General features: G+C 59.9%; 20 protein-coding genes. 17 read left to right on the top strand and 3 right to left on the bottom strand.

All coding sequences use genetic code 11. The features are described from left to right. Window positions 1-104 precede the first annotated feature (104 nt). The 6 genes from HEQ17_RS11685 (at window position 105) to HEQ17_RS11660 (ending at window position 7612) form a co-directional block, all read left to right on the top strand. Window positions 105-737 (top strand): c-type cytochrome, encoded by a 633-nt coding sequence (locus tag HEQ17_RS11685; protein ID WP_296292906.1) that lies wholly within the window; start codon window positions 105-107, stop codon window positions 735-737. Window positions 738-913: 176 nt separating this feature from the next. Next, the gene (locus tag HEQ17_RS11680; protein ID WP_296292905.1) at window positions 914-3040 is read left to right on the top strand and encodes a cytochrome c biogenesis protein ResB; all 2127 of its coding nucleotides are present in this window, start codon (window positions 914-916) and stop codon (window positions 3038-3040) included. Then, entirely contained in the window at window positions 3037-4347 is a 1311-nt protein-coding gene (ccsB, locus tag HEQ17_RS11675) for a c-type cytochrome biogenesis protein CcsB (protein ID WP_296292904.1), read from the top strand. Before HEQ17_RS11680 ends, ccsB begins: the two co-directional genes overlap by 4 nt. 212 nt (window positions 4348-4559) lie before the next feature. Then, a complete protein-coding gene (msrP, locus tag HEQ17_RS11670; RefSeq protein ID WP_296292903.1) occupies window positions 4560-5555 on the top strand; it encodes a protein-methionine-sulfoxide reductase catalytic subunit MsrP in 996 nt (331 codons plus the stop codon). A 28-nt stretch (window positions 5556-5583) separates the two neighbouring features. After that, the gene (locus HEQ17_RS11665; protein WP_296292902.1) at window positions 5584-6189 is read left to right on the top strand and encodes a sulfite oxidase heme-binding subunit YedZ; all 606 of its coding nucleotides are present in this window, start codon (window positions 5584-5586) and stop codon (window positions 6187-6189) included. Between the two features lie 79 nt (window positions 6190-6268). Further along, a complete protein-coding gene (locus HEQ17_RS11660; RefSeq protein WP_296292901.1) occupies window positions 6269-7612 on the top strand; it encodes a HipA domain-containing protein in 1344 nt (447 codons plus the stop codon). Between the two features lie 10 nt (window positions 7613-7622). Here the strand turns inward: HEQ17_RS11660 and lysA are convergent, their stop codons facing one another. Both lysA and HEQ17_RS11650 read right to left on the bottom strand, forming a co-directional pair. Continuing rightward, window positions 7623-8909: a diaminopimelate decarboxylase gene (gene lysA / locus HEQ17_RS11655; RefSeq protein ID WP_296292900.1), complete on the bottom strand. Its 1287-nt coding sequence runs from the start codon at window positions 8907-8909 to the stop codon at window positions 7623-7625. Next, the gene (locus HEQ17_RS11650) at window positions 8906-9199 is read right to left on the bottom strand and encodes a lipoprotein (protein ID WP_296292899.1); all 294 of its coding nucleotides are present in this window, start codon (window positions 9197-9199) and stop codon (window positions 8906-8908) included. Before HEQ17_RS11650 ends, lysA begins: the two co-directional genes overlap by 4 nt. A gap of 12 nt (window positions 9200-9211) precedes the next feature. Here HEQ17_RS11650 and cyaY point away from each other — a divergent pair, with 12 nt between their 5' ends. Beyond that, the gene (gene cyaY / locus HEQ17_RS11645; RefSeq protein ID WP_296292898.1) at window positions 9212-9541 is read left to right on the top strand and encodes an iron donor protein CyaY; all 330 of its coding nucleotides are present in this window, start codon (window positions 9212-9214) and stop codon (window positions 9539-9541) included. 16 nt (window positions 9542-9557) lie between these two features. Here cyaY and HEQ17_RS11640 read toward each other — a convergent pair whose 3' ends face one another. Continuing rightward, a complete protein-coding gene (locus HEQ17_RS11640) occupies window positions 9558-11861 on the bottom strand; it encodes a penicillin-binding protein 1A (RefSeq protein WP_296293741.1) in 2304 nt (767 codons plus the stop codon). Window positions 11862-12208: 347 nt separating this feature from the next. Between HEQ17_RS11640 and HEQ17_RS11635 the strand changes: the two genes are divergently transcribed. The 10 genes from HEQ17_RS11635 (at window position 12209) to HEQ17_RS11590 (ending at window position 25473) form a co-directional block, all read left to right on the top strand. Then, entirely contained in the window at window positions 12209-12895 is a 687-nt protein-coding gene (locus HEQ17_RS11635; RefSeq protein ID WP_296292897.1) for a hypothetical protein, read from the top strand. Then, a complete protein-coding gene (locus tag HEQ17_RS11630; protein ID WP_296292896.1) occupies window positions 12892-13542 on the top strand; it encodes a hypothetical protein in 651 nt (216 codons plus the stop codon). The genes HEQ17_RS11635 and HEQ17_RS11630 overlap by 4 nt, the downstream gene beginning before the upstream one ends. Next, the gene (locus HEQ17_RS11625) at window positions 13539-14582 is read left to right on the top strand and encodes a hypothetical protein (protein ID WP_296292895.1); all 1044 of its coding nucleotides are present in this window, start codon (window positions 13539-13541) and stop codon (window positions 14580-14582) included. Before HEQ17_RS11630 ends, HEQ17_RS11625 begins: the two co-directional genes overlap by 4 nt. Beyond that, window positions 14579-15982, top strand: a complete 1404-nt coding sequence (gene pilQ / locus HEQ17_RS11620; protein ID WP_296292894.1) for a type IV pilus secretin PilQ — start codon at window positions 14579-14581, stop codon at window positions 15980-15982. The genes HEQ17_RS11625 and pilQ overlap by 4 nt, the downstream gene beginning before the upstream one ends. A 126-nt stretch (window positions 15983-16108) precedes the next feature. Beyond that, the gene (locus tag HEQ17_RS11615) at window positions 16109-16690 is read left to right on the top strand and encodes a shikimate kinase (protein ID WP_296293740.1); all 582 of its coding nucleotides are present in this window, start codon (window positions 16109-16111) and stop codon (window positions 16688-16690) included. A gap of 32 nt (window positions 16691-16722) precedes the next feature. Continuing rightward, window positions 16723-17835 carry a 3-dehydroquinate synthase gene (aroB, locus tag HEQ17_RS11610; RefSeq protein WP_296292893.1) on the top strand — a complete coding sequence of 371 codons (1113 nt, stop codon included), beginning with the start codon at window positions 16723-16725 and terminating at the stop codon, window positions 17833-17835. 5 nt (window positions 17836-17840) lie between these two features. Then, window positions 17841-19013 (top strand): deoxyguanosinetriphosphate triphosphohydrolase, encoded by a 1173-nt coding sequence (locus HEQ17_RS11605; RefSeq protein WP_296292892.1) that lies wholly within the window; start codon window positions 17841-17843, stop codon window positions 19011-19013. Beyond that, entirely contained in the window at window positions 19010-20191 is a 1182-nt protein-coding gene (locus tag HEQ17_RS11600; protein WP_296292891.1) for a CynX/NimT family MFS transporter, read from the top strand. The genes HEQ17_RS11605 and HEQ17_RS11600 overlap by 4 nt, the downstream gene beginning before the upstream one ends. Before the next feature lie 204 nt (window positions 20192-20395). Beyond that, the gene (locus HEQ17_RS11595; protein WP_296292890.1) at window positions 20396-22954 is read left to right on the top strand and encodes a site-specific DNA-methyltransferase; all 2559 of its coding nucleotides are present in this window, start codon (window positions 20396-20398) and stop codon (window positions 22952-22954) included. Further along, window positions 22951-25473 (top strand): DEAD/DEAH box helicase family protein, encoded by a 2523-nt coding sequence (locus tag HEQ17_RS11590; RefSeq protein ID WP_296292889.1) that lies wholly within the window; start codon window positions 22951-22953, stop codon window positions 25471-25473. Before HEQ17_RS11595 ends, HEQ17_RS11590 begins: the two co-directional genes overlap by 4 nt. The last annotated feature ends 63 nt before the right edge of the window (window positions 25474-25536 follow it).

Genomic DNA, 25536 nt, shown 5'->3' with positions numbered 1-25536 from the left:
CGGGGACGGAGGCTCATGAATAAAGGGTACCTTGGGTCGTCAGGGAGCAGACGCGGGCCTCATTGTAGAATCCTCGGGTTTTGCGCCAACTCTTGGACCACGCCATGAAGTCGATTTTCTCTTTCCTGATCACCGTTGTATCGGCCTCTTTGGTGGCTGGTTCTGCCCTTGCCGCCGGCCCCGCTGCCAAGGCTGCCAAGCCCGACTTGGCCAAAGGCGAAGCCATTTTCAGCCAGGCCTGTGTCGCTTGCCACGCGGCGGACGGCAATTCCAGCACGCCCGCCAACCCCAAGCTGGCACAACAACACCCCGAATACCTGCTCAAGCAATTGCAGGAGTACAAATCAGGCAAGCGCGCCAATGCGGTCATGGGTGGCATGGTGGCCGCCTTGAGCGATGAAGACATGCGCAATATCGCTTTTTGGCTGGCTTCCAAGAAAGCCAAGCCAGGCTTTGCCAGCCAGAAAGACACCGTGGCCTGGGGCGAGCGCATTTACCGTGGTGGCATTCCAGACCGTCAGATCGCCGCTTGCGTGAGCTGCCATTCGCCCAATGGTGCGGGCATGCCGTCACAGTATCCCCGTCTGGCCGGTCAACACGCCGAGTACACGGCTGCCCAGTTGGTTCAGTTCCGTGACGGCGTGCGCAAGAACAACCTGCAGATGACCCAGGTGGCGGCCAAGATGAACGACCGCGAAATCAAGGCGGTGTCCGATTACATTGCGGGGTTGCGCTGACCGAGCCGGTTTGCTGCGGTTTTGCCCTGCCGCTTGCTGGGGTTTTGTCCTCGGCTCTTGTGCCTGGGGCACAATTTGAGAATAGGCTCACATGCGATGGTTCAAGGCCGGTTTTCCGGCCTTTCTCATTGGGGTCAGTGTTGCCCCTGCCTTGTCTGCCCTGAATTGAATCTCCCATGACGACTGTTGCTTCCCGCCCAGATTCCGAGCGCAGCTCGCCCCGAGGGCAGGCGGTGCTTGAGCTGCTGTCGTCCATGCGCTTTGCCATTTCCCTGTTGACGATCATTTGCATCGCCTCGGTGATCGGCACGGTGCTCAAACAAAACGAGCCCATCAACAATTACATCAACCAGTTCGGGCCTTTTTGGGCCGAGTTGTTTACCACCCTCAAGCTCAACACGGTCTACAGTGCCTGGTGGTTTCTGTTGATCCTGGCTTTTCTGGTGGTCAGCACCAGTTTGTGCATCGCCCGCAACACGCCCAAGATTCTGGTGGACCTGAAGAATTACAAGGAAAACATCCGCGAGCAAAGTCTCAAAGCCTTTCACCACAAGGCCGAGGGTCATCTGAATGAAGCGCCCGAGGCGGCGGCCAAGCGACTGGGGGCCTTGCTGGCCACAGGCGGCTGGAAGGTCAAGCTGCAAGAGCGGGACACCCCGGCAGGCAAGGGCTGGATGCTGGCGGCCAAGGCGGGCGCGGTCAACAAGATCGGTTACATCGCGGCGCACTCGGCCATTGTGTTGGTGTGTGTGGGGGGCTTGCTCGATGGCGACCTGGCGGTGCGCGCCCAAATGTGGTTTGGCGGCAAGGAAATTTACAACGGCGGGGGCCTGATCGCCGATGTGCCCGAGCAGCACCGTCTGTCCGAGCGCAATCCGGCATTTCGCGCCAATTTGCTGGTGGCTGAAGACACCGCGTCGGGCACCGCCATCCTGAACCAGTCCAATGGCATCTTGCTGCAGGAGCTGCCCTTTGTCATTGAGCTCAAAAAGTTCATTGTCGAGTACTACTCGACCGGCATGCCCAAGCTGTTTGCCAGCGACATCGTCATTCACGACAAGGCCACGGGTGAGAAAAAGGAAGCGCGAGTTGAGGTGAACCACCCGGCCAGCTTCAAAGGCATCAACATTTACCAGTCCAGCTTTGACGACGGCGGCTCCAGCGTCAAGCTGCAAGCCGTACCCATGGCGGCAGCCACCAAGTCCTTTGAAGTGGAAGGCACCATTGGTGGCAGCACCGACCTGAGCAATGGCAACGAAAAAATGAGCCTGGAGTTCACCGGGCTGCGCGTCATCAATGTGGAAAACCTGTCGGGTGGAGAAGGCCCGCAAGGCACAGGGGTGGATGTGCGCAAGGTGGACCTGCGCAGTGCGATCGATGAGCGTTTGGGCGCGGGCAACAAAACCACGCAAACCAAAGACCTGCGCAATGTGGGCCCCAGCGTCAGCTACAAGCTGCGCGATGCAGCAGGGCAGGCGCGTGAATACAACAACTACATGTTGCCGGTGGATACGGGCGATGGTGTGCCGGTGTTCTTGCTCGGCATGCGCGAGACGCCCAGTGAGCCGTTTCGCTACTTGCGCCCACCTGCCGATGAAAACAGCGAGTTGACGGGGTTCATCCGTTTGCGTGCGGCCCTGCAAGCCCCTGAGTTGCGCGACCGTGCCGCGCAACGTTATGCCCGCAAAGCGGTGGACCCACAACGCCCCGAGTTGACCCGGCAATTGGCCGATTCGGCGGCGCGCTCTTTGGGGCTTTTTGCGGGGCTGGAGCCGGTGCAAGGTCAACAGGTGTCGGGTTTGCAGGCGCTGGCTGACTTTCTGGAAGCCAATGTGCCGCAGGCCGAGCGTGCCCGCGCAGGTGAGATGTTTGTTCGCATTTTGAATGGGGCCTTGTTTGAGCTGGATGTGGTGGCCCGCGAGCAAGCAGGCGTCAAGCCTTTGCCCGCCGAACAGGTTCAGGGCTTCATGACGCAGGCGGTGCTGGCCCTGTCCGATGCGCCGATTTACCCCGCACCGATGACGTTCTTGCTGAAAGACTTCAAGCAGGTGCAGGCCAGCGTTTTCCAGGTGGCCAGAGCCCCCGGCCAGTCGATCGTCTATCTGGGCTGTGCCCTTTTGATCCTGGGTATTTTTGCAATGCTGTATGTTCGGGAGCGACGTTTGTGGGTCTGGTTGTCGCCACAGGGTGAGGGGGCTCAGGCGAGCCTGGCCCTGTCGTCCAACCGCAAGACCCTGGACGTGGACCGGGAATTTGACCAACTGACCGCCCGTTTGCTGGGCCGCCAGGAGAAAACAACATGACGACTGTCACTTTGAATCCAGGCTATTTTTCCAGCCGTTCTGCGCTAGATTGGGGCTTTGCCCTGTTGGCGTTGTTGGGTACGGTGTTTGCCTTCACCCGTTACCAGCATGCCATGGACGTATATGAGCAGGTCATCCTGATCGGCAGTTTGCCTGCGCTGATCTGGTTGGCCTGGTTTTGGCGTCCCTTGCGCACCTTGATGTGGGTGGTCACGGGCTTGTCATTGCTGGCCATTTATTTGTACCAGGGTGATCTGGCCCGCTCCGAGCAGGTGTTCTTGCTCAAGTATTTCCTGTCCAGCCAGTCGGCCATCCTGTGGATGAGCATGCTGTTTTTCATCAGCACCTTTTTTTATTGGGCCGGTGTGTTCATCCGTGGTCAAGCTGATGCGATGGAGTCTTTGGGCTCGCGCATGGCCTGGGTGGCGGTGGGGCTGGCGCTGATCGGTACTTTGGTGCGTTGGTACGAAAGCCACCAGTTGGGCCCGGACATCGGTCACATCCCGGTCAGTAACCTGTACGAAGTGTTCATCATGTTTTGCTGGATGACCACGGCTTTCTACCTGTATTACGAAGCGCAGTACAAAACACGCGCCCTGGGGGCGTTTGTCATGCTGGTGGTCAGCGCCGCAGTTGGTTTTTTGCTGTGGTACACCCTGGTGCGCGAGGCCCACGAAATTCAACCTTTGGTGCCGGCGCTGAAAAGCTGGTGGATGAAGTTGCATGTGCCTGCCAACTTCATTGGCTATGGCACCTTTGCTCTGGCTGCCATGGTGGCTTTTGCCTACCTGATCAAGCAGCAGGCCACCGAAACCCGTTGGTACAAGCTGGCACCCTTGTGGCTGCTGGGCATTGTGTTGTGTTTTGAGCCGGTGGTGTTCCGCCAAACCGCCAACGATCAGACCAGCAGCTACTGGATGGTTTATTTTGGGGTGTCCGCCTTCATCGTGGCGGGTATTTTGGCTGGGCGACGACGTGTTGCCGAGCGTTTGCCTTCCTTTGAAATCCTCGACGATGTGATGTACAAATCCATCGCCGTGGGCTTTGCCTTTTTCACCATCGCCACCGTGCTGGGTGCTTTGTGGGCGGCCGAGGCCTGGGGCGGGTACTGGAGCTGGGACCCCAAGGAAACCTGGGCCCTGATCGTCTGGCTGAATTACGCCGCCTGGCTGCACATGCGCCTGATGAAGGGCTTGCGCGGTACCGTGGCCGCTTGGTGGGCCTTGGTGGGCCTGGGCATCACCACCTTTGCTTTCCTGGGGGTCAACATGTTCCTCAGTGGTCTGCACAGCTACGGCTCACTCTGATGGCATGAGCGCCCATCCGGGGCCTCAAGCATTCAGCTTGGCGTTGGCAGGGCAAGCCGTGGCGCCTGTCCAACAGGCCGTGGTCGTCGGGCCAGGGTGAAGCTGCTGGTCCTGCGGTTGTGCTGGTCGTGACCCTTGTTTGTTGCGGGCGTGCTGATCGGCGATGGGCGAACAGTTCACAATCGTGCAAAGTCAAATTGAGAGGACCCTCCATGATCATCTTATCTTCCAATTGCGGGTTTCAGCATCCGGTGGCCAGCGAAATCACCCCTGAAAATGTGTACCTGCAACGCCGGGCGCTGATGCGTCAGGCGGTTACCGGTTCGGCGGGTCTGGCCCTGGCGGCTTGGGGCTGGCCAGAAGCGTGGGCTCAAACGCCCGGGCCAGGGCAGTTGGCGTCCTTGCCTTCGGTGCCCAGCAAAGTGTCCGGTGGGGTGGTGATGGACAAGCCGACCCCTTACAAAGATGCCACCACGTACAACAATTTTTATGAGTTCGGCACCGACAAAGCTGACCCGGCCAAGCGGGCGCATACCCTCAAAACCGACCCCTGGAGTGTGGAAATCGAGGGCTTGGTGAAGAAGCCCGCCCGCGTGAACTTGGAAGACCTGCTGAAGTGGGGTGCCATGGAAGAGCGCATTTACCGCCTGCGCTGCGTGGAAGGCTGGTCGATGGTGATTCCCTGGATCGGTTATTCGCTGGCCGATCTGATCCGGCGCGTGGAGCCCCTGCCGGGTGCCAAGTTTGTGGAGTTCGTGACCCAGGCCGACCCAAAAACCATGCCGGGGCTGCGCTCGGGTGTGATCGATTGGCCCTATCTCGAAGGCTTGCGCATGGACGAGGCCATGCACCCCCTGACCTTGCTGGCCTTTGGCATGTATGGCGAGGTGATGCCCAAGCAAAACGGCGCGCCCCTGCGCTTGGTGGTGCCCTGGAAGTATGGCTTCAAGAGCAGCAAGAGCCTGGTCAAGATCCGCTTCACCGACAAGCAACCGGTGATCTCGTGGGAAAAGTCTGCACCTCAAGAATACGGTTTTTACTCCAATGTGAACCCGAATGTGGACCACCCGCGCTGGAGCCAGGCCACCGAGCGGCGCATTGGCGAAGACGGTTTGCTGGCCAAAAAGCGCAAGACGCTCATGTTCAACGGCTACGAGACTCAGGTCGGCCAGCTTTATGCCGGCATGGACCTGAAGAAATTCTTCTGATGCCGCTGCGGGTCAACGTCTTGAGGGCATGAGGGCGGCGCTGCGTCATCCCGCCGCTTGGTGGGCTTTTCTGGTGCTCGGTTGCTTGCCCTGGGCCTGGTTGCTGGCGCAAACCCTGCAGGACCAACTCGGCCCCAACCCCGCCGAAGCCCTGATCCGCGCCACAGGCGACTGGACGCTGCGCAGCCTGTGCGTGGTGCTGGCCGTGACCCCTTTGCGAACTGTGCTGGGCTGGCCCGAACTGATGCGGTTTCGGCGCATGCTGGGTTTGCTGGTGTTTGGCTACGCCAGCCTGCACCTGCTGTGCTACGCCTGGTTTGACATGGGCTTTGACCTGGCCGACACGCTGCAAGACCTTTTCAAGCGCCCCTTCATCTGGTTGGGTTTCAGTGCCTTTGTGATCTTGCTGGCATTGGCCGCCACTTCGTTCAACCGCGCCGTGCGCTGGCTGGGCGGCAGGCGTTGGCAATGGTTGCACCGGGGGGTGTATGCGGTGGCCGTGCTGGCCGTGCTGCACTTTTGGTGGATGAGGGCGGGCAAGCAGGACTTTGACGAGGTGCTGGTGTATGCGGGCATCTTGGCGGTTTTGCTGGGCTGGCGCGTGAAGCGGGTTTGGACGCAACGCGCCCACTAAAATTTTATCTATTAATTAATTTCAGTAAATATCCAATAAAGTCGTTTAACGATAGCCACTTGGGATAAAGTATCTATCCATGATGGATGCTGGTAAATCACTTCAAATCACTCTTCGGCAGTTACTGGCGCAGTCGCCAGAACTGACCGCCGCCCAGTTGCAGTCAGCAACTGGCATGAGCCAGCCCAGCATTTCATTGGCGCTCAAGGCCATGGGGCTCGGGCAGTCAGCGGGTGGTGTGGCCCGCCTGGGTGCAGCGCGCAGCACGCGCTATGCATTGACAAAAAATATACAAGGATTGCCAGCCCGGCACAGTTTGCTGTGCGATGGGGCGGATGGTGTGCCCCGTCACTTTGGTGAGCTGACTTATCTGAGCGGCAACCGCGTGCATGTGCGCGGCGGCAAGCAGGAGTGGTTGTCTCACGCGGCCTTGCCTTGGTTTTTGACGCCTCTGCAGCCCCAAGGTTTTTTGGGGCGACAACTGGCCCGTTTGCGTCCGGATTTTCCTGCAGATCCTGAGCGTTGGTCACTGGAGCAAGTGCTGTATTTCACGGTCAACCATGTGCGTGAGGCCAGTGGTGCTTTTGCCATAGAAGGGCCTGCAGGGGTCGCACACGTCGCTGTTTGTGGTGTTGCACAAAGCCTGGCGCAGACGTTTGATCGGTTGGCTGCTCAAGTGGGAACCAGCTTGCCAGCGGGTTCATCCGCAGGGGGGGAGCAACCGAAATTTTTGTGGCGTGAACCCGATGGTCTTCGCTGGCTTGTCAAATTCAGCCCACCTCGCGGTACGCCGTTTGGTGAGCGATGGCATGCTTTGCTGCATCTGGAAAAACTGGCCCTCGATGTGCTTCGCGAAAACGGCATGACCAGTGCCGAGACACGCATTGTCGAGAGCGCGACACGCACTTTTTTGTTGTCTCGGCGTTTTGATCGGACTGCAGAATTTGGCTACCGCCACTTGGTGGCTGCCTCAGCCGTGCACGAGCATTTCGTCCAAACTCCGCGTCAGCACTGGGTGGGCACTTGCCGGGCGTTGCATGACATGAACTTGTTGCCTTCGGGCGACCTGAGCACTGCGACCCAAGCCTATGTGTTTGGGCAATTCATTGGCAACACCGACATGCACTTTGGTAATTTGTCTTTTTTTGTTCAAGACGTGATGCGCCCACGATTTGAATTGGCACCGATTTACGACATGTTGCCCATGATGTGGCGGCCCAGCATCCACAGCGGCAGCTTGGATGCAGAGCCTTTGAGAGCACCTCATGCCTTGGCTGTTGACCCAGCTTTGACCGATGCGGCGCGCGATTGGGCGGTGGCTTATTGGGAGCGAGCCGCTGCGATGCGCACATTGGGGCAGTCCATGCAGACCGTCTGCGCCCTCAACGCCCAGCGTTTGAAATCGCGTTTTGCGGGTTTGTGAAGGCGCAGCCTCAGACCAACTGCTCCAGAGCAAAAGTGTCAAACGCCGACTCGCGTTGGCGAATCAGGTGGGCCTTTGTGCCATCCACCAGAATTTCGGCTGCACGGCCTCGGGTGTTGTAGTTGCTGGCCATGCTCATGCAGTAAGCGCCTGCCGACAACACGGCGAGCACGTCACCCGCTGCGACCCGCAGCTGACGGTCGCGGCCGATCCAGTCGCCGCTCTCGCACACCGGGCCGACCACGTCGTACACGACACCATCGCCTGAGCGGGGTTGCACGGGCACGATCTGGTGAAAGGCTTGGTACATGGCCGGGCGGGGCAGGTCGTTCATGGCGGCGTCGATGATGCAGAAATTCTTTTGCTCGCCGGGTTTGAGGTACAGCACCTCGGTCAGGCACACGCCCGCGTTGCCCACGAGCGAGCGACCCGGTTCAATCATGAGCTGGCGCTGGCCGTAGCCACGGGCATCGAGTTTGGCCAGCAGTTGTGCCCACAGCGCATCGGCTTCGGGCGGTGTGTCGCCGTTGTAATTGATGCCCAGACCGCCGCCAAAGTCGATGTGGTGGATCGGAATGCCCGCTGACTCGACCTCGGCCACCAGGTCCAGCACGCGGTCCATGGCGTCCAGATAGGGCGTACTGTCGGTGATTTGCGAGCCGATGTGGCAGTCGATACCCACCACTTTCAAGCCCGGCAGGCTGGCGGCGTGGCGGTAGGCGCGCAGTGCTTCTTCATGGGCGATGCCGAATTTGTTGCCCTTGAGGCCGGTCGAAATGTAGGGGTGCGTCTTGGGGTCCACATTGGGGTTCACGCGCAGGCTGACCGGGGCTTGTTTGCCCAGACTCACGGCCACCTCGCTCAGCACATCGAGTTCGGCTTCGCTTTCCACATTGAAGCAAGCAATGCCCACTTGCAGCGCTTGTTTCATTTCAGCGCGAGTCTTGCCTACACCCGAAAAAATCACTTTGGCTGGGTCGCCGCCTGCGGCCAGCACGCGGGCCAGTTCACCCCCCGAGACGATGTCAAAGCCGCAACCGGCCTCGGCAAACACTTGCAGGATGGCCAGGCTGGAGTTGGCCTTCATGGCGTAGCAAATTTGCGCCGGGCGGCCGGCAAAGCCGCGCTGGTAGGCGGCCAGGGCCGAGAGCATGGCGGCTTTGGAGTACACAAGCAAGGGCGTGCCGTGTTCGCGGGCCAGTTGGGACAGCGCCACGCCCTCCACATGCAGTTGGTCGCCCGCATAGGCGATGTGGGGTTGTCCGGGCAAGGCGTGGGCTGCAGCAGGGGCGTTCATCTTGTGTCGGCATCAGAGGCCGAGGGTGATGTCAAAAAGAGGGCATCTGGCACTGCCGCTGGGGCGGCGCGTGGCTTTGCCGGTGCGGCCTTGTCATCTCCTGCCGGGCCAGTGGCCTGGGCCGTGGAAGAGGTATGCCAAGGGTTCAGCGTTTGGGGCAATGTGGCCCTGTTGGTCGACAAAGGGGCAGTGGGGGCATACAAGGGCCCCTTCTGACCGCAAGCGCTCAATACGGCCGCACTGCCAGCAAGGACAAGTGGGGTGACTAAAATCTTCTTTATCTTCAACATCCAGCGATTGTAATGACCGACCTTGAATTCTTGGACCAAGCTGAACGCCTGTTGGCGGGCATCGAAAACAGTTGCGATGTGCTCAATGATCAGGCCGATGTTGACATTGACAACCAGCGCGTGGGGGGCATGGTGACGCTCACCTTTCCCAATCGCAGTCAGATCGTGATCAATTTGCAAAAGCCTTTGCACGAGGTCTGGCTGGCCGCCCGCAGCGGAGGGTTCCATTACAAATTCGATGGTCTCCAATGGCAAGACACCAAGGGCCAAGGAGAGTTTTGGCAGAGTTTGTCGCGTTATGCATCGCAGCAGTCAGGCCGGGATCTGGTGTTCAACCCCTGAAGTCCAACAAGCCTGCTCACTGGCGAAAGAGATCCATGATGCGGGATCTTTCTTCCGCAGCGGGCAAGGGGCTGGTTTTCGCACTGTCCGAGCCTGGCTCCATGCCCAATGATCTGACCCGGGCATCGCCCGTGAATTCGGCATAAGCCCAATCGCCGCCTGACTGGACCACGCCTTCCGGCACCCGAATGCTGGTGGAAGGCATGGACTGCAAAGCGGTCTCCATGTACTTGATCCACACGGGCAAACTCAGTCCACCGCCGGTCTCGCGGTCGCCCAGCTTGCGTGGGTTGTCATAGCCAATCCAGACCACCGCTGCCACTTGCGGGTGATAGCCCGCAAACCAGGCATCCATGGCATCGTTGGTGGTGCCTGTTTTGCCATACACATCTTGTCTCTTGAGCAAGGATTGTGCTCGGGCTGCCGTGCCCGAGCGGGTCACTTCCTGCAGCAAGCTGCTCATGACAAAGGCATTGCGCTCGGGGATGGCACGCGGTGTGTCCTCGCTCAAGGGTGTGGGAGGGCTGTCCACCAGAACCCGGTTTTTGTGGTCGGTGATGCGTGTGATCAGGTGGGGGCGTACCAGGTAACCCCCGTTCGCAAACACGCTATAGCCTGTGGCCATTTGCATCACGGTGACGGAGCCTGCACCCAATGCCATGGTCAGGTAAGGCGGGTGTTTGTCCTCGTCAAATCCGAACCGGGTGACCCATTGTTGCGCGGCGCGCGGCCCTACCGCTTGCAAAATGCGAATGGACACCATGTTCTTGGATTTGGACAAGCCGGTGCGCATGCTCATGGGGCCGTCAAATTTGCCGTCGTAGTTTTTCGGCTCCCAGGGCTGTCCCCCGGTCACGCCGCCATCAAAAAACAGGGGTGAATCGTTGATCTGAGTGGTCGGGCTGAGACCGGCTTCCAGCGAGGCCGAATAAATGAAAGGCTTGAAGCTGGAGCCCGGTTGCCGCCAGGCTTGGGTGACGTGGTTGAATTTGTTTTTGGCAAAGTCAAATCCACCCACCAGTGCCCGGATGGCTCCGCTCTGGGGTGTCATGGCCACGAGCGCGCCTTCAACCTCGGGCAGTTGTGTGATTTCCCATTGAGCGTTGGCCGCCTGAACGATCCGGATCACGGCCCCTTTGCGAATCTGTTTGGCCGCAGGCGCTTTGTCCGACAGGCCGGACTGGGCATGTGTCAGGCCAGCGCCCGTGATGGTGATTTGTTCGCTGTTTTGACGCACCACCACCACTTTGGTGGGATAGGCCTGCAAGACCACGGCAGACATCACGTTGCCATTGTCCGGGTGATCTTCGAGGGCACCATCAATGGCATCTTCGGCTTGTTTCGGATCGTCGGGCAGGGTGATGAACTTTTCAGGGCCACGGTAGACCTGCCGGCGTTCAAAGTCCATCAGGCCTTGTCGCAATGCGTTGTAAGCGGCAATTTGCTCTTCGGATTGCACGGTGGTGAAGACATTGAGCCCCCGTGTGTAGGTTTCATCGCCGTATTGGGCAAACACCATTTGGCGCACGGTTTCAGCTACAAATTCGGCATGCAGGATTTTTCTGTGGCCGCTCGATCTCAGGCTCAGGGTCTCGGTCTTGGCTGCACTGGCTTGTTGGGCCGTGATGTAGCCATTTTCCTCCATGCGCTCGATGATGTAGAGCTGGCGAGAACGTGCGCGTTTGGGGTTGACAATGGGGTTGAAGGCTGAAGGGGCTTTGGGCAGGCCTGCCAGCATGGCGGCTTCGGCGATGGTGATGTCCTTGAGCGCCTTGCCAAAATAGGATTCAGAAGCCGAGGCAAACCCATACGACCGGTTGCCCAAGAAGATCTGGTTCATGTAGATCTCCAGAATCTGGTCCTTGGTCAGCAAATGCTCCAGTTTGTACGTCAGCAAAATTTCATAAATTTTGCGCGTGTAGGTTTTCTCAGATGAGAGATACACATTGCGCGCCACCTGCATGGTGATGGTGGAGGCGCCCTGGCTCTTGAGTCGGCCGATGTTGGCAATGCCTGCGCGCAGGATTCCCAGATAGTCAACGCCACCGTGTTGGTAAAAGCGGTTGTCTTCGATGGACAAGACCGCATCCTTCATGACTTGGGGAATGTCCTTGATGGGGGTCAGGTTGCGACGCTCTTCGCCAAACTCTCCCATCAGATGGCCGTCTGCGGTGAAGACCCGCAGTGGCAGCTTGGGTTTGTATTCGGCCAAGTCGGAAATATCTGGCAAATTGGGATACGCCATGATCATGGCCACACCCAGCACCATCAAGAGGCAGGCCAAGCCAGCCACGAGCAGTCCAGCGGTCCACCCTGCCATCTTCAAGAGCAGCCCCATCCATTCCGATGCAGGGTTGCCGGGGTCGTTGCTTGCTGGCGGAGATGCGTGCTTGTCTTTGGAGGGCATAGGGTGCTGACTGGGGGTAACCCGCAATATACAGGTCACTCCACATTATAAAAAAATCAGGGGCGTGGCAGGCGCTCGAAATTTGTCTCAACGAGTCAAATGGCATTCAAAAAAAGAAGTGCCCCATCCGATTCATGTTACAAAACTCACCCGGACAGAGTCACCAGGACGAGTCCATGGGGCAAAGGGGGCAAGGCATGCAGTTGGCATCATGGCTTCAAAAACGCAGGCACTCGAGATGGGCCCAACACGCGTGGGGCTTGTCCCCTGTGTCTTCGGGCTGGTACCTGACGGGGCTTAGCCGATCAGGCTCTGCCCATCCAAAGCTGCACACCTTCCAGTTGCTGGCGGCAGACTTGGACGAACTGGGCGATTCAGGTGTTTCGTATGCCCTGCGTCAACTCACGGCCGCAGGCGGCGTCTTCAAAGTGCGCCCTCGCCTCCATGTGGGGCTGGCCATGGACCAGGTGGTCGGCGGCGTCTTGACCATTTCCGCAGTCTCCGATCCTTCCGAGTGGGAAGCCGATGTCCAGGTCGAGGCTGCCCGTGCACTGGGGCTTGAGCCGCCAGAGGTCAGCTTCGACTGGCAAGTGGATCCGCTGTCGGATGGGGTGGTGATCCAGCTCCATTGGGTGGCCTGTCGTCAGGATGCGGTCCATGTGTTCAAGCAATGTGTGCGACGCTCGGGGGGGCAGTTGGCCAGTGTGGAGCCTGTGCAGCAGGCGGCCCAAAGAGCCGCCTCGTGTCTGATGGGCGGGATCGATGCCGTCATCACTCGCCCCATTCAGGATTGGCAGTTTGATTTGGCCATGCTGAACGACCGAGCGCCACCGCAAGCGGCGAGCGTCCATGATCTCATGCAGGATCAGGCTTTTCAGGATGCGATGCAAACCCCGCTGTGGCCCTGTCTGGTCTCGGCAGGACTGGCGTTGAAAGCCTGGTCATGAGCGTGTCCTGGAATTTGTTGAACTACCCTTCGCTACACCTGCAGCGCAGGCGGCGCCACCGTGTCCTTACCACGCTTTTGGGGCTGGCGGTGGGCGGGCTTTTGGCCGAGGGCACCCGGCATTGGCTGGACAAGGGTTTGCAGGGTTTGCACGCGCAAAAAGCCCAGCTTCAGCAAGAGTGGCTTGAGCACAGCGAACGCGTGAAGCATCGGCGGCAGCACAAGGTGGCCATCGAAAAAAACCGCCAACAAGCGCAACACTTGCGCCAGATCGCGCAGCAGCACCAGGCCTGGACGGCTTTGAATGAGGCATTCAACAGTGAAATGCAAGGTTCAAACTGGCGTCTTTTGCGTTTGCAGTTGGAGCCGGGAAGGCTGGAACTCCAGGGTTGGAGTCGGGATTTTGAAAGCCTGGGCGCTGCCCGGCAAAAACTGATGGACCATCTGCAAAGCCATGTGCCCGAGCCCAAGCCAGCCCAGGAAATGCCCCATGATGGGGTTCGGCAAACCCGCGTCAGCAACCGCAGCGGTGCAGCAGCAGGCCCCGTGGAGGGCGCAGGCCTGGAGTTTGTCTGGGTCACTGCCTGGCCTGTGTTCCAGCCTGCGGCTGCCCCGACGCACAACCAGGGTGCAGGGGACAAGCCATGAGCTCATGGTCCAAGGCACGGTCCAATTGGCCAGTGGGTGCGGGTGGCCGCACTGAATGGGTCTTGCATTTGAAGGCGAAATGGCGCGGGTGGTATCGGCGTTGGTCGTTTGCCCTGGTGGCGTGCGGTATGGCCTGGTGTGCGGGGATGTGGTGGCACGCCCAGGCCTGGACCCATCATGCGCAGGCCCGCAACGAGGTGCAGACTTTACAAGCCCAATTGGGCGCTGCGTCCCCCGAGCCGATGCAGACCGGCCAACTGGCCCTGACCGAGGCCCTTGAGGGCTTGCCGTCACCAGAACAGCAAGAACACATGTGGCACCATTTGCAAAAGGTTCTGGCCCATTACCGTGTGCGATTGCTGTCCTTGCAACCGGTCAATGAAGCGCTGCTTGCGCCTTTGCCAAGTCAGGCGATGGTGATGCGTTTGCAAGCGCGCTATGAAAACTGGGCCCAGGTGTGGCAGGTGCTGGCTCAGATGGGCCCTGTTTGGTCCATCGACCGCTTGAGTGTCGTGCACAGCACCGATGCGCAAGGGGTGGACATCGAGGTGGTCTGGCGAATCTGGTCCAGGGCACTGGACGGCGAGAGTGCACAAGGCAAGTCGCCATCGGCTTGGCCACTGCCCGTACTGTCCGATGCGAGATCGCTCCTGGAGGGGCCCTCGGTGTTTGGGCTGCCCACGCGCAGCGCACCGCCGCTGGGTCCGGACGCCAAACAGCCCAGCGGGGTGCAAGTGGGTGCTGCTGCCCGGGTGTGGTCCGACGCTGCGGGCGCAGCCGAGCCCTTGCCCCAGGACTTGCAGTTCACCCAAGAACCCGAACGTTTACCCATGCGAGCTTTGCGCCTGATCGGCATCTGGTGGCAGGGTCAACAGGCGCAGGCCATAGTGGCCAACGGCACGCATTGGTTTCGCGCACAAGAGGGCCAACCGCTCAGTCTAGAAGGCCATCGGGTCTGGCGCATTGGCGGTCAGGAGATACAAGTGCGTGATCCTCAAGGGCGCATTCAAACCATTCGGATGGAGGGCAAAGCACCATGAAAAACCCCCAACATGGCTCATTTTCGTGGGGCCTTGTGCTGGGCTTGACCATCACCGGCTGTGCCCTGCCTTTGCAGGTACAGACCGCTCAGCCTTTGGCGAATACCGTGTTGCCCAAGGCCGATCAGCGCATCAGTTTGAATTTTCAGGATGTGGCGCTGAAGACTTTGCTGCAGGTGTTTGCAGACTTTACCGGTTTGAACCTGGTGGCCGCTGAGGGTGTCGGCGGCCAGATCACGATCCGCTTGACAGATGTGCCCTGGCCACAGGCCCTGAACATTGTCTTGCAGGCCAAAGGCCTGGCCTATCGCCTGGAGGGCCAGGTGTTGTGGGTGGCCCCTCAGGATGAATGGGCCGTGCGAGAGAAAAAACAGTTGGAATCGAGCGCTGCCCTGGAAGCGGTCAGCCCTTTGCAGATGTTGCCCATCCGCCTCAAGCACGCGCGTGCGGGTGATCTGGCGCAACGCTTGCAAGGCGGTGCGTCCGGCAGTGGGGCGCGTTTACTCAGTGTTCGGGGCAGCGTGTTGTTTGACCCGCGCACCAACCAGTTGTTTGTGTCGGATGTCCCATCGCGCCTGGCACACGTGCAAACGTTGCTGCAGCGCTTGGATGTGCCGATCAGGCAAGTCATGATTGAGGCCCGCATCGTCGAGGCAGAGCGCCAATTTGGCGAATCCTTGGGGGTGCGCCTGGGGACAGGGCTGGCCATGCCATTGCAGGTCAGTGGGCGAAACAACACCTTGGCGCTGGGGGCATCCAATGTCGCAAACGGTGCGGGGGTGGACACCGGTAACCAGGTCAGGTTGCCAGCGGGCACGGCTGGGCAAACCCTTCAATCGCCGGCCACTTTTGCCGTTTCTTTGTTCAATGCGGCGGCAGATCGTTTCATCAACGTCGAGCTTTCTGCCCTGGAGGCCGATGGTCGCGGCAAGGTGGTGTCTCGTCCTCGGGTGGTCACAGCCGACCAGACCAAGGCCCTGATCGAGCAGGGCACTGAACTGCCTTACCAGACCGCTTCGGCCAGTGGAGCCACGTCGATCACGTTTCGCAAGGCCAACCTGAAACTCGAAGTCACTCCGCAAATCACGCCGGACGGTTCGGTGGTGCTGGATGTCGACGTCAACCGAGACAGCGTGGGGCAAATCACCCAGGCAGGTTTTGCAATCAACACCAAGCACGTCAAAACCCAGGTTCGGGTGGACGATGGTGGTACGGTGGTGCTGGGCGGGATTTTTGAAGAGACCGGTCGCAACAATGAGACCAGGGTGCCGGGTTTGGGCCGCGTGCCGGGCTTGGGCTGGTTGTTCAAAAATCGCGACCTGACGCAGCGCAACAGCGAGTTGCTGATTTTCCTGACGCCACGCGTCATGGCCGACGGGCCGCCGGTCACCCCGCCTTGAGCGAGGGCTACCGGAATCGGCTGTTTGCGCCCCTTCACCCGCCTTTTGTGGCAAGGGGTCGAATACACTTGACGGCTCAACCAGGCTGCTGTCTTGATGGAAAGCGGCCCTTCATTCAGCCAGAGATTGCATGTGAGCATCATTTTTGTGGGCCTTCCGGGCTCGGGCAAAACCACCATCGGCAGGCACCTGGCGCGCCGTTTGGGGCTGCCTTTTGTCGACTCTGACCATGTGATCGAGCACCGGCTGGGTTGCTCGATCCGCGAATTCTTTGCCCGTGAAGGTGAAGAGAGTTTTCGCGATGTGGAGCAGCAGGTGCTCGACGAGCTGACGCAAACCCAGCATGGCGTGATCGCCACGGGCGGCGGCGCAGTGTTGCGCGAGGCCAATCGCCGCCATATGCACGCGCGTGGACAAGTCATTTATTTGCGCTCTACCCCCGAAGACGTGTTCCGCCGTGTGCGCCACGACACGGCTCGGCCCTTGCTCCAGGTGGATGACCCGCTCAGCCGCTTGCGGGCGCTGTACGAGGCGCGTGACCCGTGGTACCGGGAGACCGCACACTTTGTCATCGAAACCGGTCGCCCCTCGGTGGCCAGCCTGGTCAACATGATCGTGATGCAGCTCGAGTTGGCGGGACAGTGGCCTTCCCATCCGCCCACCCCGGTCCAGACCCCTGCGGCGGTCAACCCTGTGGCCAAGCCCTGAGCGATGGCCCAAAGCCCCTACACTTGTGGTCTATGTCAGAGTCCACACGCCCTCTCCAAACGGTCGCCATTTCACTGGACGACCGCAGTTACGACATCCAGATTGGCCAAGGCCTGCTGAGCCGCCCTGAAGCCTGGGCCGGTTTGCCCAAGGCGCAGACCGCGATGATCGTGACCAACGACACGATTGCCCCGCTGTACGAAGCCGCGTTGCGCAGCGCCATGGCCCCGCACTACAAACAAGTGCACACCGTGGTGCTGCCCGACGGTGAGGCGCACAAAGACTGGCCGACCCTGAACTTGATTTTTGACGCGCTGCTGGGCCACGGTTGCGACCGCAAAACCGTGCTGTTTGCCTTGGGCGGCGGTGTGGTGGGCGACATGACGGGCTTTGCCGCCGCCAGCTACATGCGCGGCGTGCCTTTTGTGCAGGTGCCGACCACGCTTTTGTCGCAGGTCGACTCGTCGGTGGGCGGCAAAACCGCCATCAACCACCCGCTGGGCAAAAACATGATCGGTTCGTTCTACCAACCCGTGCGGGTGGTGTGCGACCTGAACACGCTGGTCACTTTGCCCTCGCGCGAGTTGAGCGCGGGCCTGGCCGAAGTCATCAAATACGGCCCGATTGCCGACATGGCTTTCCTCGATTGGATCGAGGCGAACATCGACGCCTTGATGGCGCAAGACCCGGCGGCGATGGCGCATGCCGTCAAGCGCAGCTGCGAGATCAAGGCCTGGGTGGTGGGGCAAGACGAGCGCGAAGCGGGCCTGCGCGCCATCCTCAACTTTGGCCACACGTTTGGCCACGCCATCGAAGCCGGTTTGGGCTTTGGCGTCTGGCTGCACGGCGAGGCCGTGGGCTGCGGCATGGTCATGGCCGCCGAGCTGTCGCAGCGTTTGGGCAAGGTCGATGCCGCTTTTGTGGCGCGCCTGCGCGCCATCATCGAGCGTGCGGGATTGCCGGTGCGCGGCCCGGTGATTGATGCGGCCGACAACGCAGGCCATTACATCGAACACATGCGGTTGGACAAGAAAGCCATTGGCGGCGATATCCAGTTTGTGGTGATCGACGGGCCTGGCAAAGCCGCTGTTTGCGGCGCGCCTGATGCGATGGTGCGCGAGGTGATCAACGCCTGCTGCGCTTGATGGCCATGTACGCCGAGTCCCTTGCGTCCTCGATCGGTTCGCAGTCCAGCCTGTCTGCCTTGGCCTGCGACCCGGCGCAAACCCGGGGGCGACGGTTTGCTGAAGCCCCAGCGCCCACGCGCAATGCTTTTCAACGTGACCGCGACCGCATCGTGCACTCCACCGCATTCAGACGGCTGGTTTACAAAACGCAAGTCTTTCTGAACCACGAGGGCGATTTGTTCCGCACGCGGCTGACGCACTCGCTCGAAGTCGCGCAGTTGGGCCGTTCGATTGCAAGGGCCTTGGGCCTGAACGAGGATTTGGTGGAAGCCATTGCGCTGGCGCACGACCTGGGCCACACGCCTTTCGGACACGCCGGGCAGGACACGTTGAATGAGTGCATGGCCGAGCACGGCGGCTTTGAGCACAACCTGCAAAGCCTGCGTGTGGTCGACCAACTCGAAGAACGCTACCCCTCGTTTGACGGACTGAACCTGAGCTTTGAAACCCGCGAAGGTGTGCTCAAACACTGCTCGCGGGCCAATGCCGAGCATCTGGAGCAGACGGAACCTGGAGGCGTGGGGCGGCGTTTCATCGACCGCACCCAACCCAGCCTGGAGGCGCAGCTGTGCAACCTGGCCGACGCCATTGCCTACAACGCGCACGACATCGACGACGGTGTGCGCTCGGGTCTGATCGGCATTGAACAACTGCTGCAGGTGGAACTGTTTGCGCACTACCACCAGCAGACGTTAGACGAGTATCCGTATTTGTCTGAAAAGCCCCGACGCGTTCTGTACGAAACCATCCGCCGCATGCTGAGCGACCAGGTGTACGACGTGATCGACACCACGCGGCAGGCTGTGGCTCAGGCGGGTGTGCTCACGCTGGCCGAAGCCCGTTTGGCCGGGCCGTTGGTGGCTTTCAGCTCTGGGATGAAAACACGCAGCAGCGAACTCAAAAAGTTTTTGTTCGCTCAGCTCTACCGCCACCCGCAAGTCATGCACACCACCGGGCAGGCGCAGCAGGTGGTGCGCGAGTTGTTTGCTGCCTACGTGAGTCAACCAGCGGAAATGCCCGCCGACTTCGCCGCCAACGCCAACCTGCACCGCTCGGTGGCCGACTACATTGCCGGCATGACCGACCGCTTTGCCCTGCGTGAACATGAGCGCCTGACGGGGCGCAAGTTGCTGTGAGTTCTTTGCCAGCTCAACGCGCCGCTTGGATCGTCGTGCTGGCCGGGGGTGTGGCGGCCTTGCAGGTGGGCAAACTGCCGCCCGCCTTGCCCGCCCTGCAGGCCGAGCTGGGCCTGACGCTGGTGCAGTCCGGTTTCCTCTTGTCCATGGTGCAAATCGCTGGCATGAGTCTGGCGGTGTTCATGGGCCTGCTGGCCGACGGCATGGGCCTGCGGCGCAGCATGGTGCGCGGCCTGTGCCTGCTGACGCTGGCCAGTGGTTTGGGCGCTTGCGCCACTTCGGTTGCCGCCTTGCTGGCGCTGCGGGCCCTCGAAGGCCTAGGCTTTTTGTTGGTGGCTTTGCCTGCACCGGCCTTGATTCGCCGCCTGGTGCCGCCTGCGCAACTGCCCGGCATGCTGGGCGTGTGGGGCGCGTACATGCCCACCGGAACGGCGCTGGCTTTGCTGGCTGGGCCGCTGTTCATCCCCGTCTGGGGCTGGGGCGCTTGGTGGTGGTTGTTTGCCGCCGTGTCGCTGGCCATGGCCGCGTGGTTGTGGCGCAGCGTGCCCGCCGATCCCATGGCCCTCACCGCCGCAGCGGGGCTTGGCGCCTGGCAGCGCCTGCACCGTACCTTGAGCGCCCGTGGCCCTTGGCTTGTGGCCCTCACCTTTGGCATGTATTCGGGCCAGTGGCTGGCAGTGGTGGGTTTCTTGCCGTCCATTTACTCCGCTGCAGGCGTGAGCGGTGCGCTGCTGGGCGTGCTCACAGCCTTGGCGGCGGCCGTCAACATCGTGGGCAATATGGCTTCGGGCCGCTTGCTGCAGCGCGGCTGGGCTCCCCGCAGCACGCTGTGGCTGGGCTTTGGCGCGATGGCGCTGGGCAGCACGGTGGCATTTGCCGCCTTTACCGAAGGCCAGCCCTGGTTGCGTTATGCCGGGGTGCTGTTGTTCTCGGGCATGGGTGGTTTGGTGCCGGGCACGCTGTTCAGCCTGGCGGTGCGTATGGCCCCGGGCGAGCAACAAGTGGCCACCACTGTGGGCTGGGTGCAGCAGTTGTCGGCGCTGGGCCAGTTTGTGGGGCCGCCCGTGGTGGCGGCCGTAGCAGCGCGGGCAGGCGGCTGGCAGCTCACCCCGCTGGTCACGGTGGGGTGTTGTGTGGTGGGTGCGGTGCTGGCTTGGGCTGCTGGGCGAAAATTGTGAGTGGTCTGTCTTGCTGGTAGTGCCAACCGTTAAACCTAACGTGTTTCAATCTCTACAATCGAGGACGAGTTACGTGAGTGGGCAAATTGCTGGCTTGATCTGTGAGTGAATACTGATCCAGTTACATACATGCCAATATTGCTAAATTGTTAAAACGATGAGTGTTCTGCCGTTTAGAAAATCAGGCGCATCAAAGGAGAAAACTTGTCTGCTATCCATGACCTCATCGCTCAAATAAGCGATTCACGCCTGCGCGAGCGCCTGGTTGCCGAATGGGCGAATGCTGCCAGAGAAAAGAAATTTGGCTTGGTGTTTGAAGACCACCTGCCCGAGTTGTTGCCGCTGCATGGTGCCAAGCCACGTAAAGGCGATTTGGTCTGTCTCCGTCAGGGTGCGCTGAAAGATGTTTGGCAAATCAAGTCCATCCACGCGGGCTTGGCCACCTGCATTAAACCCAGCAACGAGACGCACCCTAGCGAACCGACCCGCGCAGCGGCAGAGCCGGCGCAGTTACCGGTGGATGAACTGCTGGTGGTGCGGGAGTTTGGCGAGCCGATCTTCCCCGCGCTAGTGCCTGTAGATTCCGTGGCCAACGGCCCGGCAGATGCCCCCTGGCACACGCTGATCGAGGCCGACAACTACCACGCGTTACAGCTGCTGGATTACCTGTATGCCGGTCAGGTGGATTGCATCTACATCGACCCACCCTACAACACCGGCGCCCGCGACTGGAAATACAACAACGACTACGTTGACGGCAACGATGGCTGGCGGCACAGCAAATGGCTCGCCTTCATGGAAAAGCGGCTAAAGCTGGCCAAGCGGCTACTCAAGCCGGACACCGGCGTGCTGATCGTCACGATTGACGAACATGAGGTACATCACCTTGGGATGCTGCTGGAACGGGAATTTCCGGAGGCATACCGTCAGATGGCTACGATTGTTATTACTGCGCGAGGCGTGGCCAAGCAAGGGCTGGCCCGTGTTGAGGAGTATGCACATTACGTCTATTTGGGTAGAGCATCAGCCGTACCGACTCCCGCCGATTTTCTGAATAGCGATACCAGCACCAAGAAGAAAACTCCGTGGGCAAGTTTGCTTCGCCGCGGTACCAACGCAGCGCCGTTTAATCGTCCTGGGCTTGTTTATCCAATTTTTCTCAATCCTGAGACTGGGGAAATTCTTGGGGTGGGGGAGACTGTCGAGGAAAAAATCACTCGCGGCGATTTCACTCGTCAACAAGCCAATGCATTCAATCCGAGCAGGACTAAGGCAGAGGCATGGCCAATCAGATCAGATGGATCACTGGGGACATGGCAAGTGAAGCCCAGCAAGTTGCTTGAGCTCAAGCGCAAGGGATTCGTGAAGATCGGACGCTTTGATGAGGATCGAATCAGTTGGTCAGTCAACTATCTTAAGAGAGGCCCCATTTCAGAGATCGAGCGTGGTGAGTTGCTTGTTACAGGGTATGAGTGGGAGGGCGGGCCTGCGGTTCTTGAATACGCAGACCAATCGGATGCGCCCAAGCGCGCTAAAACTGTCTGGCACCGTACTCTGCACGACGCCGGTACATACGGCTCCGGCTTAATTCGGCAAGTGCTTGGAAATCGAGCTTTTGAGTTTCCCAAGTCACTTTATGCCGTTAAAGACACCCTCTCCACCATCTTAGGCAACAATCAAAAAGCACTCGTCCTGGATTTTTTCGCGGGCAGCGGCACTACCCTCAATGCCGTCAACCTGCTCAACGCCACCGATGGTGGGCAGCGGCGCTGCATCCTGGTCACCAACAACGAAGTCTCCGCCGAGGAGGCTGCGGCACTGGGCGCCCGTGGCCTGCAAACCGGCGATGCCGAGTGGGAGGCCCAAGGCATCTGCCGTTCGGTGACCTGGCCGCGCAGCAAGTACACCATCCTGGGCCATCGCGACGACGGCTCGCTGCTGACCGGCGAATACCTGACCGGCAAAACCGTGGAGCGTGAGAAAGCGCGCAGCTTCACGCAGATCGGTTTTGTCGATCCGGCCCAGCTCAATACCCCTGCAAAGAAAAAGCAGGTTGTAGCGCTGATCGACGGCCTGCCGCAGACGCTGGTGAAAGATCCGTGCCCCTTCATCGTGTCGGAGGACCACAAGGCCACTGTGCTGTTTGACCCGGCAGCCGCAGAAGATTGGCTTGAGGCACTCGACGGACAAGAGCACATCACCGACTTCTATATCGTCACACCTGTCAAGCGCGTGTTCGACCAGTTGAAGGCTCTGGTGGTGGAGTTGCTCGGGCCGATACTGGTGCAGGAGGAAGAAAAGCGCCCGATGAGCGCGGGCTTTGCCTCCAACCTCACGTACTTCAAGCTGGATTTTCTGGAGCGCGAACGCGTGTCGCTGCGCCGCGCCTTCCACGAAATCCTGCCGCTGCTGTGGCTGAAGGCTGGTGCCGTAGGTCCGCGACCCGAGCTGAAGCGCGGCGAGCCGGAGCCGGTGCTGTTTGCGCCGGAATGCAGCAATTTCGTGGTGTTGCTGGATGAAACCCGCATGGGCCGTTTGCTGAAGACGCTTGATGGGCGCACCGGCTTGTCGCAGGTGTTCATCGTCTCCGACGCGGATGAATCCTTCAAAACCATGGCGCAGGACGTGCGCGAGGTGGCGGGCAAGGCAAACCCCGGCTTGCAGGTGGTGCAGTTGTACCGCGATTACTTGCTCAATTTCATGATCAACAAGAACCAAGACCGCGCTGCCGGTCACACCGACACACAGGGAGCGCGGGCATGAAGGTCACGCTGTTCGATTTTCAGAAAGACGCGCTGGGCAAACTGCGCGATGCGTTGGTCAGTGCCCGTAAGAGTGTGTCGCCGGATAACCAGCAAGTCGTGGCCTTCTCGGCCGCTACGGGCAGCGGCAAGACCATCATGATGACGGCGTTGTTCGAGGCCATTCTGGATGAGCCCGATGACCAGTTGGCTTGGCCGCTGGATTGGGCGCCGCAACCGGATGCCGTGATCCTGTGGGTGTCGGACATGCCTGAGCTCAACGAACAGACCAAGCTCAAGATCGAGAGCAAGTCGGACAAGGTGTACCGGGTCAATCAGCTCATCACCATTGATGCGCATTTTGACGCGCCCCGACTGGATGGCGGGCGCATCTATTTCATCAACACGCAGAAGCTGGCCGTCAATCAGCCGCTGACCAACCGTGGCGATGGCCGTGCGCATCTGATCTGGGAAACGCTGACCAACACCGCGCGCGCTATTCCCGACAGCTTTTATGTGGTGATCGACGAGGCGCACCGCGGCATGACTTCGGGTAAGGGGGCGCAGGCGGCGCAGACCTTGATGCAGCGCTTCTTGTTGGGTTACCCCGAGGTCGGCTTGGTCAAGATGCCGATGGTGATTGGGGTGTCGGCCACGCCGAAACGATTCCTGGATTTGATTGCGAATGCCGAGCACACCGTGACCACTCACAAGGTGGCGGTTCCCGCAGAAGAAGTGCGCAAGTCCGGTCTGCTGAAAGACCGCATTCTGATCCACCACCCGGAATCTGCCACAACAGCCGAGATGGCGCTACTGGAGGAGGCTGCCCGGCGCTGGGGGCAGATGACGGCCGCCTGGGGCGCGTACTGCCATGAAGAAAAAGAGCAAACCATCTGGCCGGTGCTGGTGGTTCAGGTCGAAAACGGGTCTGATCGACAACTTACCAAGACAGATCTCGGCGCGGCGCTGACCGTGATCGAGAGCGCCATTGGCCGTCGCCTGCAGGAAGGCGAAATCGCCCACGCGATGCACGACACGGGCGACATAGACGTGGGCGGTCGCCGCGTGCGCAAGGTGGAAGCCTCACGAATTGACGCGGACAAAAACATCGGTGTGGTGTTCTTCAAGACCAGCCTGTCCACCGGCTGGGATTGCCCGCGCGCCGAGGTGATGATGTCGTTCCGCCGTGCGGAGGATCACACCTACATCGCCCAGTTACTGGGCCGAATGGTGCGCACACCGCTGGCACGCCGTATCGAAAAGGATGCCGCGCTCAACGATGTGCATCTGTTTTTGCCTTATTTTGATACAGAGGCCGTGGAAAGCGTGGTGGCTTCGCTTCACAACGCGGAAGATGTGCCGCCCGCCGAAACAGGGTCCAGCCGCAATTTGGTGGTCCTCAAGCGGCGTGAGGGCTGCGAGTTCATCTTTGCGGCTCTCGACGAATTGATCACTTACCGTGTGAATGCCGCTCGGGCACAAAGTCCGTTGCGTCGGTATATGGCCGTCTCTCGTAGTTTGACGATCGATGAGATTGATGACGATGTCTGGGGCCAAGCCAAGCAGCAGATTGTTGAGTGGATGGGGCGACGCATCGCAGCTGTCAAGGCCACAGGCCAGTTCGATGCGGCGGCCAAAGCGATCACACAGGTTGGCCTGCGGACCTTGGCTGTCAACAACGGAACGGGCGTAGCTGAGCCGACTGCGGACTATCACATTGATGCCTCGGACGTGGACATTGATCGGCTGTTCGAAGAGGCCGGACGTTCCTTTAGCCATGGTTTGCAAATGGAGTATTGGCGCGCCCACTCAGATCGGGATGCGTTGGAAGTCAAGGTTGAGGCCATCGTCCTGGCGCGCAACGCGGCAGAAATGGCAGTGCTGGAATCGTTGGCAGAGAAAGCCTTCGATGGTCTTTACGATCAGCACAAGAAGGCCATCTACAAACTCAAGGAGCAGCGGCGCATCAACTACGAGAAGTTGCGGCTGGCTACGGCCAAGCCCAACGAAGTGCCATGGCAATTACCGGCATCCATCGACTTCAAGCGACTGCCGACCGATCCCCTCTGGGAGCGCCATCTTTATGTGGAAGGGAACGGTCAGTTCCGTGCCGAGCTGGGCAGTTGGGAAGCGGAGGTGTTGAAGGAAGAACTGGCTAAGCCTGAAGTGGTCGGCTGGTTGCGCAATCTGGACCGTAAGCCGTGGTCGCTGGAGGTTCCGTATGAGACCGGCGGTGATGTGCGACCAATGTTTCCGGATTTGGTCGTGGTGCGTAAAGTCGGCAGCGAACTGGTCATCGACATTCTTGAGCCCCACGACCCGAGTCTTAGCGATAACTTTGAGAAAGCAGTGGGTCTGGCGAAGTTTGCGGAAAAGCACGGCGGGCTATTCGGGCGCATCCAACTGATCCGCAAGCAGTCTTCGGCTGGTGGCGATCATTTCGTGCGCCTGGAGATCAACAAGGCCGCCACTATCAAAAAGCTGCTGCTGATTAACAGCAACCCGCAGCTTGATGAGATTTTTACTACTCAAGGAATTTGACAAGAAATCACCTCCATTTTTCATGTGCGTTGTGCGTATTAAGTTCATCAAACTCACGCCTGC

Origin of the sequence: Limnohabitans sp., from assembly GCF_023910625.1 — a bacterium.
Taxonomy (GTDB): Bacteria; Pseudomonadota; Gammaproteobacteria; order Burkholderiales; family Burkholderiaceae_C; genus Limnohabitans_A.
This window is presented reverse-complemented; position numbering and strand designations above follow the sequence as displayed.